This window comes from Streptomyces sp. NBC_00388 (assembly GCF_036061255.1).
In the GTDB taxonomy this organism is placed as follows: domain Bacteria; phylum Actinomycetota; class Actinomycetes; order Streptomycetales; family Streptomycetaceae; genus Streptomyces.
The window spans coordinates 4,889,747-4,902,365 of the sequence record NZ_CP107948.1 but is presented as its reverse complement, the minus strand read 5'-3'; the positions used below and the strand labels follow the sequence as shown (position 1 = coordinate 4,902,365).

The following is a 12,619-nucleotide window of genomic DNA, read 5'->3' as shown; positions in this document are numbered from 1 at the left end:
TGCCGCCCGCCCTCCCCCCTGTGGGGGAAAACACCAGGCCGTCGTGGTTGTGCCGCCGTAAGGTTGCGGACATGCAGGTGACCCAGTCAACGAAGCTCGCCAACGTCTGTTACGAAATCCGTGGCCCGGTGCTCGACGAGGCAATGCGGCTGGAAGCAGCAGGTCACCGCATTCTCAAGCTCAACACAGGCAATCCGGCCGCCTTCGGTTTCGAGTGCCCCCCGGAAATCCTGGAGGACATGCTCCGCAACCTCGGTGACGCACACGGCTACGGCGACGCCAAGGGGCTGCTCTCCGCGCGCCGTGCGGTGATGCAGCACTACCAGACCAAGGGCATCGAGCTGGGCGTGGAGGACATCTACCTCGGCAACGGCGTGTCCGAGCTGATCCAGATGTCGATGCAGGCGCTGCTCGACGACGGCGACGAGGTGCTCGTACCCGCCCCGGACTACCCGCTGTGGACCGCCTCGGTCTCGCTGGCGGGCGGCACCGCCGTGCACTACCGCTGCGACGAGCAGGCCGACTGGATGCCGGACCTCGCCGATATGGAGCGGAAGATCACCGACCGCACCAAGGCGATCGTGATCATCAACCCGAACAACCCGACGGGCGCGGTCTACGACGACGAGCTGCTGCGCGGCATCGCGGACATCGCCCGCCGGCACTCCCTGATCATCTGCTCGGACGAGATCTACGACCGGATCCTCTACGACGGCGCGACCCACACGCCGACGGCCGCCATCGCCCCCGATGTGATGGTCCTGACCTTCAACGGCCTCTCCAAGAACTACCGGGTGGCCGGGTTCCGCTCCGGGTGGATGGCCGTGTGCGGCCCGAAGGCGCACGCCTCCTCGTACATCGAGGGTCTGACGATCCTGGCGAACATGCGGCTCTGCGCCAATATGCCCTCACAGCACGCGGTGGCCACCGCGCTCGGCGGGCGGCAGTCGATCGAGGACCTGGTGCTGCCGGGCGGGCGCATCCTGGAACAGCGCGACACGGCGTACGAGCTGCTGACGCAGATCCCCGGGGTGACCTGCGTGAAGCCCAAGGGGGCGCTGTATCTCTTCCCGCGCCTGGACCCGAAGGTCTACCCGGTGAAGGACGACCGCCGGATGGTGCTCGACCTGCTGCGCGCCGAGAAGATCATGGTGGTGCACGGCACCGGCTTCAACTGGCCGGAGCCCGACCACTTCCGCATCGTGACCCTGCCCACGACGAAGGAGCTGGAGGACGCGGTGACGCGGATCGGGAGCTTCCTGGACGGCTACACGCAGCGGTGACCCGCGCGGGGGCGGCGCGCTCGCCCGCGGCGACGGCCTCCGCGTGAGCAGCCATCACTCACGACCTGGCTCAACTTTAGACAGAATCTAATATAGGACGCTAGGATGGAGTCCTGCCCGCGAGGAGGAGGCCATCCCATGTACGAACCGATCCGCACCAAGTCGGTCCACACGATGGCCGAGGAGTCCGCGGAGGGCGGCTACCCCCGGCGCTCTCGCGACGAGGAGCTGGACATCCAGCTCGCGGGTCACCTGGCGGCGCTCCTCGCCGTGACGGACGAGCTCGGCCTGGCGGCCGAGGGCGACCGCATCGCGGCGCAGATCGCCCGGTTGCGCGGCACACCGCCGACCCGGCACGCCGGCCTCAGCAACGCCGCCCCGGACGCCCTGCACGAGCGGGCCCACCACCTCGCGGGCCGCGCCCTCCTGGTGGCGGCCTCACGCGCGGACACGGCGGCGGCGATCCTCTCGGCGGAGCGGATGGACGCCCATCTGGCAGCACGGCACCTCGCCGGCGCCCACTGATCGGCCCCGGTTCGCGGGCCGTGGAGGCGCGCGGACCGGGTGCCACCCACCTCCCGGGGGCCCTTGCGACGACGGACGCGGTCAAGGCCTTCGGTGTTCCGCGATCGGACAGGCGTTGATCACCCGGGCGAGTCCGGTCCGCGAGGACCCAGGGCCGTCCGCATGCTCACCTTGAATCCGCGCAGACCGGAACGCGAGGGTCTGACAGCAGAAAGCCCGGCCCCCGGAACCAGATCTGGTTCCGGGGGCCGGGCCGTACGCGGCGGGCCGGGATGACCCCACAGGTCAGGGCGGATGTCGGGTGGACCCGCCGCGTGGCTTTCGGTCCGGCTCCCGGGGGGGAGCCGCCGGGGATCAGCCCAGGCGCTTCACCAGCGACCGGTACTCGTCCCACAGCTCCTTCGGCGCGTGGTCGCCGAACGTGTTGAGGTGCTCGGGGATCAGCGCCGCCTCCTCGCGCCAGACCTCCTTGTCGACCGTCAGCAGGAAGTCCAGGTCGGCCTCGGGCAGGTCAAGTCCCTTGGTGTCCAGGGCACCCTTGGCCGGCAGCACGCCGATGGGCGTCTCGACGCCTTCGCCCGTCCCTTCGAGGCGCTCGACGATCCACTTCAGGACGCGGCTGTTCTCGCCGAATCCGGGCCAGACGAACGTGCCCGCCTCGTTCTTGCGGAACCAGTTGACGTAGTAGATCTTCGGGAGCTTCGCGGGGTCCTTGTCGGCACCGACCTTGACCCAGTGGCCCATGTAGTCGCCCATGTTGTAACCACAGAACGGCAGCATGGCGAAGGGGTCGCGGCGCAGCTCGCCGACCTTGCCCTCGGCGGCAGCCGTCTTCTCGGACGCGACGTTCGCACCGAGGAAGACACCGTGGTTCCAGTCGAAGGACTCGGTGACCAGCGGCACCGCCGATGCGCGGCGGCCACCGAAGAGGATCGCCGAGATCGGCACGCCCCGGGGGTCCTCCCACTCGGGTGCGATGATCGGGCACTGCCCGGCCGGGGTGGTGAAGCGGGCGTTGGGGTGGGCGGCGGGGGTACCGGACTCGGGCGTCCAGTCGTTGCCCTTCCAGTCCGTGAGGTGCGCGGGAGTCTCCTCGGTCATGCCCTCCCACCAGACGTCGCCGTCGTCGGTCAGCGCGACGTTGGTGAAGACGGAGTTGCCCCACAGCGTCTTCATGGCATTGGCGTTGGTCCGCTCACCCGTGCCGGGCGCGACACCGAAGAAACCGGCTTCCGGGTTGATCGCATACAGCTGGCCGTCCTCGCCGAAGCGCATCCAGGCGATGTCGTCGCCGATGGTCTCGACGGTCCAGCCGGAGATGGTCGGCTCCAGCATCGCCAGGTTGGTCTTGCCGCAGGCAGAGGGGAATGCGGCCGCGACGTACTTGGACTCTCCGCGCGGCGGGGTCAGCTTCAGTACGAGCATGTGCTCGGCCAGCCAGCCCTCGTCCCGCGCCATCACCGATGCGATGCGCAGCGCGTAGCACTTCTTGCCGAGCAGGGCGTTGCCGCCGTACCCGGAGCCGTACGACCAGATCTCCCGGTCCTCGGGGAAGTGCGAGATGTACTTGGTGGAGTTGCACGGCCACGGGACGTCGGCCTCGCCTTCGGCGAGCGGGGCGCCCAGCGTGTGGACGGCCTTCACGAAGAAGCCGTCGGAGCCGAGCTCGTCCAGCACGTCCTGGCCCATGCGCGTCATCGTGCGCATCGAGACGGCGACGTACGCGGAGTCGGTGATCTCCACACCGATCGCGGAGAGCGGCGAGCCGACCGGGCCCATGCAGAACGGCACCACGTACATCGTGCGGCCGCGCATCGAGCCGCGGAAGACACCGCCCTGGCCGCCGGAGCCCGTGAAGATCTCACGCATCTCCGCCGGCGCCTTCCAGCGGTTCGTCGGGCCCGCGTCCTCCTCCTTGACCGAGCAGATGAACGTACGGTCCTCGACACGCGCGACGTCCGACGGGTCGGACGCGGCGTAGTAGGAGTTCGGGCGCTTGACCGGGTCGAGTTTCGTGAAGGTCCCCTTGGCCACGAGCTCACCGCACAGGCGCTCGTACTCGGCTTCGGATCCGTCACACCAGACCACACTGTCCGGTTGGGTCAGCTCGGCGATCTCGTTCACCCACGAGACCAGTTCCTGGTGCTGGGTCGGGAGGACAGCGGGAGCCGCGATGTCGCGCGCCACGATTGCTCCAATGCACGTTTGTGAGGGTTTGAGGGTTTTGCCCCTTGGGGGCTACGGCCCGGATGCTTCGTAGCCGCTCATCCGGTGCCGCTCGCACTCATCTGATGATCCGCGTTGTCCGCCCATCTGTCCAGGGGGTCTCTCACGTGAGCGTCGCCACTCGGGCGGCCGTCCCCGGTCAGGCCCGCTGCGGACCGCGGAACCTACGGGTACGTAGGTAGCATCGGCATATGACTTCCGCCGTCCCAGAAGCGAGCGCGCTCCATCCGACGCCGGTGAAACCGCGGCTGCGCGGCTGGCTGCACGCCGGCATGTTCCCGGCCGTGCTCGTCGCGGGACTGGCGCTCGTCGCCCTCGCCGACTCCACCCGCGCCCGCGTCGCCTGCGCGATCTACATCCTCACGGCCTGCATGCTCTTCGGAGTGAGCGCCGTCTACCACCGCGGCACCTGGGGCCGCACGGGCGAAGCCGTGCTGCGCAGGCTCGACCACGCGAACATCTTCCTGATCATCGCGGGCACCTACACACCGCTGACGCTGCTCCTGCTGCCCGGCTCGACCGCGGCCCCGCTGCTCTGGGCGGTCTGGGGAGCAGCACTCGCCGGGATCGCCTTCCGGGTCTTCTGGGTCGGCGCGCCACGCTGGCTCTACACGCCCTGCTACATCGCGCTGGGCTGGGCCGCGGTCTTCTTCCTGCCCGACTTCATGCGGGCGGGCGGCGTGGCCGTCCTCGTCTGCGTCATCGTCGGCGGACTGCTCTACAGCGCGGGCGGCGTGATCTACGCGCTCAAGCGCCCCGACCCGTCACCGCGCTGGTTCGGCTTCCACGAGGTGTTCCACTCACTGACCCTGGCCGCTTTCATCGCGCAGTACGTGGCGATCTCGCTGGTCGCCTACTGACGGCCCGCATCCGGACACGGCTGTGGCCGGGCCCCGCTCCGCGGCGGGTCCCGGCCACAGCTGCCGGTCAGGACAGGTCCGGCTCCGCTCCGCCCAACTGCCCTGCCAGGACGGCCGGGTCCGTCGTCGGCGCGCTGCACGTGAAGTTCCGGCAGACATACGCGGCGGCGCGCCCGCCGACCAGCGGCCGGTCCCGCAGCAGCGGGAACTCGTCACCGCCGCTCTCCCCCACCGCGACCACGGCGCCCGGCGCGGCGGCCAGCAGCGCGGCGCGGTGCAGGGCCGCCGTACCGGCGTCGCCCGCGGGTCCCACGACCGCCACTTCACGCGGCCCGTCGATGGCCGCCTCCGCCACCGCGAGCCCCCAGCCGATGAAGCGCGGCGCCCGCGGACCGAGCGCCTTCACCACACCGAGCGCCCGTTCGGCGGCGGTGCGATGGGCCTCGGACCCGGTGTGCGCGGCGTACGAGAGCAGCGCTCCGGCAGCGGCGGTCCACCCCGAAGGCGTCGCGGTGTCCGTCGGGTCCTGGGGGCGGCGGATCAGCGGTTCGGCGTCGTGCGCGGTGTCGTAGAGCGTGCCGTCCTCACCGGTGAACTGGTCCAGGACGAGGTCGAGCAGGAACCCGGCGAACTCCAGCCAGACCCCTTCCCCGGTGACCCCGGCCAGCGCGAGGAACCCCTCCGCGACATCGGCGTAGTCCTCCAGGACACCCGAGCTGGCACCGGCCCGGCCGTCCCTGGACGTACGGGAGAGCCGGGCGCCGTCGTCCATGTGCAGCCGCACCAGCAGATCGGCGGCCTCGGTCGCGCGCTCGACCAGGTCGGGGCGGTCGAAGTAGGCGCCGGTCTCGGCCAGGGCCGCGATGGCCAGGCCGTTCCACGCCGCGACGACCTTGTCGTCCCGGCCGGGCCGGGGCCGCAGGCTCCGCGCGGTGAGCAGCCGCTCGCGCAGACCGGCGGGGACGTCGTCGCCCGGCAGCTGGAGGACGGATGCGCCCTCCTCGAACGTGCCCTCCTCGGTCACCCCGTACAGCCGCGCCGCCCGCTCGCCGTCCTCATCGCCCAGCACCTCACGCAGCTGGGCCGGGGTCCAGACGTAGTAGGCACCCTCGACGTGCCGGCCGTGCCCGTCATCGCTGTCGGCGTCCAGCGCCGAGGCGAACCCGCCCTCGGGGGTGCGCAGTTCACCGGCGATGAAGTCGGCGGTCTCCAGGGCCACCCGGCGTGCCAGATCCGACCCGGTGGCCCGCCAGAGCCGCGCGTACACCCGGCAGAGCAGGGCGTTGTCATAGAGCATCTTCTCGAAGTGCGGAACGACCCACTCGCGGTCCACGGAGTAACGCGCGAACCCGCCGCCGAGCTGGTCGTACATCCCGCCCCGTGCCATCGCCCCACAGGTGTCGACAGCCATCTGGAGCGCACCGTCCGAGCCGGTACGGGCGTGGTGGCGCAGCAGGAACTCGATGGCCATGGACGGCGGGAACTTGGGCGCACCGCCGAACCCGGCGTTCTTCGCGTCGAACTCACGGGTCAGCGCGAGCAGGGCCCGCGCGAGGTCCTCCGCACCGGGCGGCCCGGCCTGCTCCTGGGCGAGGGAGCGGCCCGCCAGATCGTCCACCACCTTGGCGGCGACCTCGTCCACCTCACCGCGCCGGTCGGTCCAGGCGGCCGTGACCCCTTCGAGCACCTGCGGGAAGGAGGGCATGCCGTGCCGGGGCTCGGGCGGGAAGTACGTACCGAAGTAGAAGGGCCGGGCAGCGGCGTCGAGGAACACGGTCATGGGCCAGCCGCCCTGCCCGGTGGCGGCCTGGACGGCCTCCATGTAGACGGCGTCGATGTCCGGACGCTCCTCCCGGTCGACCTTGACCGGGACGAAGTGCTCGTTGAGGTAGGCCGCGGTCGGCTCGTCCTCGAAGGACTCGTGCGCCATGACATGGCACCAGTGGCACGCGGAATAGCCGACCGACAGCAGGACGGGCACGTCGCGGCGCCGCGCTTCCTCGAATGCCTCCGGCCCCCAGGGCCACCAGTCGACCGGATTATCAGCGTGCTGAAGCAGATAAGGCGAGGTCACACCAGCCAACCGGTTCATACACCCCAGCCTCTCACAGCGCCTGGCGTGACCGGCGAAACCCTCACGAGCCCGTCCCGCCCCGCTGCGTTGCACGGGTGAGCCGTCACGCGGCCGGCTCCTCCCCCTCGGAGTCGGCGTCGGACTCGTCCCGGCGTCCCCCGAGTCGGGCGGCCCGGCACCTCGGAACAGTAGGCTGAGCACTGCAGCGCCGGTACTGCCGAGGCTTCGCGAAGGAGGTACACCATGACCGCCGAGAAGGTGGCGCCCGCGTGGATGCATACGCAGATCAGCGCGGAGCAGTACGACTCCTGGTCCGATGAGCAGTGTGCCGGCATCGAGATCGTGGACGGGATGGTCGTCGTGAGCCCGAGCGCCTCGAAGCGGCGCAACCGGCTGGCGCGGATCCTGGCCAATGCCCTGGATACCGCCGCCGGCCCGGACTGGAACGCCGACACGGACTTCGACGTACGCCTGCAGGACGTGCCTCTCACCAACCGGCGTCCGGACGTCACTGTGTACCGGGCCGACACCATCGACCTCACACCCACCCGTCCAGAGCACGTTCTCCTGGTGGTCGAGGTCGTTTCGCCGGGCTCGGAAACCACCGACCGGATCGTGAAGGTGGACCAGTACGCCAGAGCCGGGATCTCCTTCTACTGGCGCATCGAACAGGCCGCCACCGGCGTTCCGATCGTCTACACCTACGTTCTCGACCCTGCCACCAGGGCTTACCGGGAAGGCGAGGTGTTCACCGGCGTGATCAAGGCCGCTGCGCCCTTCTCCGCCACCGTGGACCTGGGATCCGTCTGACGGCCATCCGGACCGGAGCTGCAACCCCTCGTCGGCTGCGCCGATCACGCGGCTCAGCGCGGAGCAGTACGACTCCTGGTCCGATGAGCAGTGTGCCGGGTGGGCGAGGTGTTCACCGGCGCGATCGAGGCCGCAGCGCCCTTCTCCGCCGCCATCGGTCCGGGGGCCGTCCGGCGGCGCAGTGAAGACGGGGAAGTCCACCGAGCTCGCCTTCGGCCGCCCCGCGCAGGACACTTGCCTTCCGAACGGAGTATCCCGGAGGGGGAATGCACATGCGGGACGGCCATCGGGCTGAGGCAGAGCGGCTGTTGGTGCGCGCCGTGGAGGAAGAGGTGCGCACGGCGGGCGGCCGGGCCGATGCGGGGACGCTGCTCGCGCGCGGACGCGGGGCGCTCGATTCGCTGGCCGCGAGCGCCGCCGACGAGTACACCGCCTACACCCGCGCACTCGACGCGGCGCAGGCCGAGCAGCATCCGCTCTCCGCGCACTTCAACCGCGCGTCCCTTGCAACGCCCGCGCTGGTCACGGTGGTTGCCGCCATCGCCGCGTGCGGCGCCGACCTCGCCCTCGGGGCGGGCGGCTCCACCGCGGTCGGCACGGGTGTGGTCGTCGCCGTCGCCGGGGCCGCCACCACCGTCGCCCGGGTGACCGCGGCGCACTGGCCCGCCGCGCACCGCAGAGCCGGGGCCCAGGGGCAGCCGGGCGGGACCGAGCAGCTGCGTCTCCAGTGGCTGACGGCCCTGGAGGTGCGTGGCATCCGTCCGTACCTGGACCAGCAGCGGATGCTCGCCGTGCCGCAGAAGAAGACGAAGAGCCCGGTGCCGCCGCAGCTGCGGGGCGCCGACAAGAGCGCTGCCGCGCGCAGGCGCTCCACCCTCGACCAGTCGTTCGGCCAGCTGCCCCAGCCGGACGGGCCGTTCGCGGGACGGCGTCAGGAGATGGCGCAGATCGCCCAGTGGGTGCACGCGGCCCGTGCCTCCACCGAGACCCGTCCGACAGTCGTGGTGCTGCACGGCGCCCCCGGTTCGGGCCGCACCACGCTCGCCGTACGGGCGGCGCATCAGCTCAGGGACCAGTTCCGCGGCGCGTGCGTGGTCGATCTGCGCGGCGCGACCCGGGACGAGCCGCCCCTGCCGACCAGGGACGCGCTGCTCCATCTGCTGAACCGGCTCGGTGCGCCGCGCGACCAGCTGCTCTTCCGTGAACGCTCTTCCCCCGAACAGCAGTTGAAGCGACTGAGCGAGCTGTATCAGCAGCATCTGAGTGGGCTTGCCGTGACCGTCGTACTGGACGACGCGTCGGATCCCGCGCAGGTGCGAGCGCTCGTACCGGAGCGCTCGGACAGCCTGGTGGTGGTGACCTCGGGTGCCCCGCTCGACCTGCCGGCCGATCTGCGCGCCTGGGTGCACCAGCTGCCCGTGGAGGCGCTGGACGCGGCGGGTGCGGAGGAGTTGCTGCGGGAGACCGCCGAGGAGCCGGAGAGCCCGTACGACGCGGAATCGACCGACCGGGTCGCCGAGTTGTGCGGCGGGCTCCCGCTCGCGCTGCGGGTGGCCGGCTCCTCGCTCGGCCGGCGCTCGACGCGTGAACTCGCGGCGCACCTCGGCGCGTACGAGCAGCTCGACCCGGTCCAGCGCGCCCTGGCGCTGCGCTACAGCGACCAGCCGGAGCAGGCCCGGCGGCTGCTGCGGCGGCTGGCGCTGGCCGGGCGCGCCAGTCTGGGCGCCGCCGCAGCAGCGGCGCTGCTGGGCGCCGGCGATCAGGAGGCGCGGCGGCTGCTGACCCTGCTGTCGCGGGCCGGCCTGATCGACCACGTGCGCGGCAGCCGCTACCGGCTGCACGACACGGTACGGGCGTTCGCGCAGGCCAGGCTGGAGGACGAGGAGCAGCCGCAGGAGCGCACGGCGGCTCAGGAGCGGCTGATCCAGAGCTACGCGGAGCTCGCGGACGCCGTGATCCGGCTGGTGGACGGCAAACTGTCCACCCGGGCCGGGCAGTTCGGCCCGCACGGATTCCCGTCGCTGGACGCGGCGCTGCGCTGGCTGGACGAGGAGTCGAGCTTCATCACCTCCGCGCTGCGTCAGGCGGAGGGTGTGGACCAGGACGTGGTGCTGCATCTGCTGGGTGCGCTCTGTGACTACTGCCTGCTGCGGGGCGACCTCTACCGGCTGGGTGAGATCAGCGAGTTGTCGCAGGCGGTGGGGCAGGGGCTGCTCGCAAGGTCCGTGCAGTGGCGTACCGGGATCGCGGCCCGCCAGCTCGGTGAACTCGACAAGGCGCGGACGACCCTCACATCGGTCGTCGACCTCTACCACGAGGCACAGCAGAGCGCGGGTGAGGCGCTGGCGCTCTGCTCACTCGGTATCACCCTGCACCACCAGGGCAATCTGACCGAGGCGGCGGCGCGGCTGCGGGAGGCCGCCGCGCTGCAGTCGGCGCCGGAGCTTGCTGCGGACCGGGCCTGGTCGCTGCACGCGCTGGCGGCGGTGGAGCGGGACCGGGCGAATCTGCCGGAGGCGCTGACGCTGCTCTCGACGGCGCTCACCCTGCACCAGGAGAGCGACTCGCTGCACGGTGAGGCGTGGACGCACTTCCAGCTGGGCCAGCTCTGTCTGCTGCTGGGTGATGTGGTGCGGGCGGACGAGGAACTGCGGACGGCGCTCGACGCGTACGGGCGGACCAGGGACGGGCGGGGCGAGGCCTGGGCGATGACCCAGCTCGCGCGGGCCAGGCTGGTCGACGGTGACGTGCCGGTGGCGGTGGACCAGCTGCGCCAGGCGCTCACCCGCCACCGGGACAACGAGGACGCGCGGGGCGAGGCGTGGACGCTCTACTACCTGGGGCAGGCCCTGGAGGAGCGTGGCGACCGTGACGAGGCGGTACGGGAGCTGGAGCGGGCCCGGACGATGTTCTCGCGGATGCGGGACGTGTACGGCCTCGCCTGCGCCCGTCACCACTCGGGCCGGGTCACCCGTGACCAGCGCGCGGCGCAGACCGGCAACCTCCGCAACAGCGGCTTCGCCCGTCAGCTGCTGGTCGACGCGCGGGCGGACTACCGCCGGATCGGTGTGGCGCACGGCGAGGCGTGGTCCTGTCTTGAGCTGGCCCTGATCGACGCGGGCAATGGCCGCGCGGCCCAGGCGCTGGGGCTCTGCGACGAGGCGGCGGAGCTCTTCGCGGGCTACGGCGACGCGCGCGGCGGCGACTGGGCCGGGTTCCTGCGCTGCACGCTGCTGCCGTACGCGTCGCCCGGCGGTTCCGAGGTGGGGACCGCGGTGGCGGCGGAGGAGCTGTCCCGGCTGATGCGCGCGGGGCACCCGGCCCGCGACCCGGGCCTGGCCGACTGTGCGCAGGCGTACGCCCTGGTCCTGGAGCGGGGTGTGTCACTGGACGACGGCTGGCAGGCGTGGCTGCTCGGCATGGTGCCGGGCCGGAGCGCCCGCGAGATCATGGGCGTGCCGGTGACGGCGTCCCTGCGGTAGTACGCCAGGGCGGCGCGGCGGCGGGCGGCAGGAGCGTGCTCCGGCCGTACGCGCGCGCGATCGCCGGACAGGCGCCGTCGCGGCCTGTCCGGCGTTCGGGGCCGGTCCCGGAGAGGGCCGGTCCTGGGTTGCCCGGGCGGGCAGGGGTGAAGGCCGCCGGGGCGGGCCCCGGGCGGCCTCAGCCCTGCTTGCCCTCGGTGCCCGTGGTCCGTACCGGCTCCGCCTGCGGGTCCGGGGCCTCCTTGAAGGCCACCCTGCCCATGTGCCGGCTCATCGACTTCATCAGCAGCCACACCCCCACGGCCAGGGCCGCGAAGACGATGAAGCCGAGAAGCCCGGGAGTCACCTTGTTGTCGTCGACCTCGGCCAGAGGGACGAGGTGCGTCAATGCCTGGCTAGCGCTCATAACTAGGCATTGTCCCGGATGCCCGCAAAGAGGTCGTCCTCGGGGAGGGATGTCGGCACGAGGGACTTCGCGAGCTCGTACTCCTCCGTCGGCCAGACCTCCTGCTGGATCTTCATCGGGACGTGGAACCAGCCGCCGTCGGGGTCGATCTGGGTGGCGTGCGCGATCAGCGCCCTGTCCCGGATCTCGAAGAAGTCCGCGCAGGGAACGTGCGTGGTGAGGGTGCGCTCGGCACGCTGGAACGTCTTCCAGCGCTCCAGCCACTCCCCGTACGGGGACTCCAGGCCGCGGGCCAGCAGCGCCTCGTGCAGGGCAACGGTGCGCGGCTTGTTGAAGCCCTGGTTGTAGTAGAGCTTCTGCGGCTGGAAGGCGGGCCCGAACTCGGCCTCGGGGAACTTCTCGGTGTCCGCTGCCGCCTCGAACGCCACCATCGAGATCTGGTGGGTCATGATGTGGTCGGGGTGCGGGTAGCCGCCGTTCTCGTCGTACGTGGTGATGACCTGCGGCCGGAACTCCCGGATCAGCCGGACGAGCCGCCCGGCGGCCACGTCGACATCCTCCAGCGCGAAGCAGCCTTCGGGCAGCGGGGGCAGCGGGTCGCCCTCGGGCAGGCCCGAGTCGACGAAGCCCAGCCAGGCCTGGCCGACCCCGAGGATCTCGCGGGCCTCGTCCATCTCCCGCTTGCGGACCTCGTGAATGTTCTCCTCGATGTAGGCGTCACCCTGGAGTTTGGGATTGAGGATGGAGCCGCGCTCGCCTCCGGTGCAGGTCACGACCAGCACGTCCACCCCCTCGGACACGTACTTGGCCATGGTCGCCGCACCCTTGCTCGACTCGTCGTCGGGGTGGGCGTGGACGGCCATCAGGCGAAGCTGCTCAGTCAAGACAGGATCCTCAGTGATTCGTCGCAATCGGCGGCTTCTATAGTGACCGACTGAGGGGACGGAAAATTC

The 12,619-nt window shown here is 71.2% G+C and carries 9 protein-coding genes; 5 read left to right on the top strand and 4 right to left on the bottom strand.

Features of this window, described 5'->3' with window-relative positions; translation table 11 throughout:
* Positions 1-71 precede the first annotated feature (71 nt).
* Positions 72-1,283, top strand: coding sequence for a pyridoxal phosphate-dependent aminotransferase (locus OG917_RS22095; protein ID WP_328319336.1), 1,212 nt, complete (start codon positions 72-74; stop codon positions 1,281-1,283).
* Positions 1,284-1,421: 138 nt separating this feature from the next.
* Positions 1,422-1,808 (top strand): SCO4983 family protein, encoded by a 387-nt coding sequence (locus OG917_RS22090; RefSeq protein WP_328319335.1) that lies wholly within the window; start codon positions 1,422-1,424, stop codon positions 1,806-1,808.
* A gap of 354 nt (positions 1,809-2,162) precedes the next feature.
* On the opposite strand, the gene OG917_RS22085 is transcribed toward OG917_RS22090, so the two are convergent.
* Complete coding sequence (locus tag OG917_RS22085) at positions 2,163-3,995, bottom strand: phosphoenolpyruvate carboxykinase (GTP) (protein WP_328319334.1); 1,833 nt, start codon at positions 3,993-3,995, stop codon at positions 2,163-2,165.
* Between the two features lie 230 nt (positions 3,996-4,225).
* Between OG917_RS22085 and trhA the strand changes: the two genes are divergently transcribed.
* Entirely contained in the window at positions 4,226-4,894 is a 669-nt protein-coding gene (gene trhA / locus OG917_RS22080; protein ID WP_328319333.1) for a PAQR family membrane homeostasis protein TrhA, read from the top strand.
* Positions 4,895-4,961: 67 nt separating this feature from the next.
* On the opposite strand, the gene OG917_RS22075 is transcribed toward trhA, so the two are convergent.
* Positions 4,962-6,986 carry a thioredoxin domain-containing protein gene (locus OG917_RS22075; RefSeq protein WP_328319332.1) on the bottom strand — a complete coding sequence of 675 codons (2,025 nt, stop codon included), beginning with the start codon at positions 6,984-6,986 and terminating at the stop codon, positions 4,962-4,964.
* Between the two features lie 225 nt (positions 6,987-7,211).
* Between OG917_RS22075 and OG917_RS22070 the strand changes: the two genes are divergently transcribed.
* A complete protein-coding gene (locus OG917_RS22070; protein ID WP_328319331.1) occupies positions 7,212-7,778 on the top strand; it encodes a Uma2 family endonuclease in 567 nt (188 codons plus the stop codon).
* Positions 7,779-8,050: 272 nt separating this feature from the next.
* Positions 8,051-11,260 carry a tetratricopeptide repeat protein gene (locus OG917_RS22065; RefSeq protein WP_328319330.1) on the top strand — a complete coding sequence of 1,070 codons (3,210 nt, stop codon included), beginning with the start codon at positions 8,051-8,053 and terminating at the stop codon, positions 11,258-11,260.
* A 178-nt stretch (positions 11,261-11,438) separates the two neighbouring features.
* Here the strand turns inward: OG917_RS22065 and OG917_RS22060 are convergent, their stop codons facing one another.
* Both OG917_RS22060 and mca read right to left on the bottom strand, forming a co-directional pair.
* Entirely contained in the window at positions 11,439-11,666 is a 228-nt protein-coding gene (locus OG917_RS22060; protein ID WP_328319329.1) for a hypothetical protein, read from the bottom strand.
* A 2-nt stretch (positions 11,667-11,668) separates the two neighbouring features.
* The gene (gene mca, locus OG917_RS22055) at positions 11,669-12,550 is read right to left on the bottom strand and encodes a mycothiol conjugate amidase Mca (protein ID WP_328319328.1); all 882 of its coding nucleotides are present in this window, start codon (positions 12,548-12,550) and stop codon (positions 11,669-11,671) included.
* Between the last annotated feature and the right edge of the window lie 69 nt (positions 12,551-12,619).

Bases quoted from the DNA above. Each gene is read 5' to 3' on its own strand.
- OG917_RS22095 (WP_328319336.1), top strand. From the start codon at position 72: ATGCAGGTGACCCAGTCAACGAAGCTCGCCAACGTCTGTTACGAAATC.
- OG917_RS22090 (WP_328319335.1), top strand. From the start codon at position 1,422: ATGTACGAACCGATCCGCACCAAGTCGGTCCACACGATGGCCGAGGAG.
- trhA (WP_328319333.1), top strand. From the start codon at position 4,226: ATGACTTCCGCCGTCCCAGAAGCGAGCGCGCTCCATCCGACGCCGGTG.
- OG917_RS22075 (WP_328319332.1), bottom strand. From the start codon at position 6,986: ATGAACCGGTTGGCTGGTGTGACCTCGCCTTATCTGCTTCAGCACGCT.
- OG917_RS22070 (WP_328319331.1), top strand. From the start codon at position 7,212: ATGACCGCCGAGAAGGTGGCGCCCGCGTGGATGCATACGCAGATCAGC.
- OG917_RS22065 (WP_328319330.1), top strand. From the start codon at position 8,051: ATGCGGGACGGCCATCGGGCTGAGGCAGAGCGGCTGTTGGTGCGCGCC.
- OG917_RS22060 (WP_328319329.1), bottom strand. From the start codon at position 11,666: ATGAGCGCTAGCCAGGCATTGACGCACCTCGTCCCTCTGGCCGAGGTC.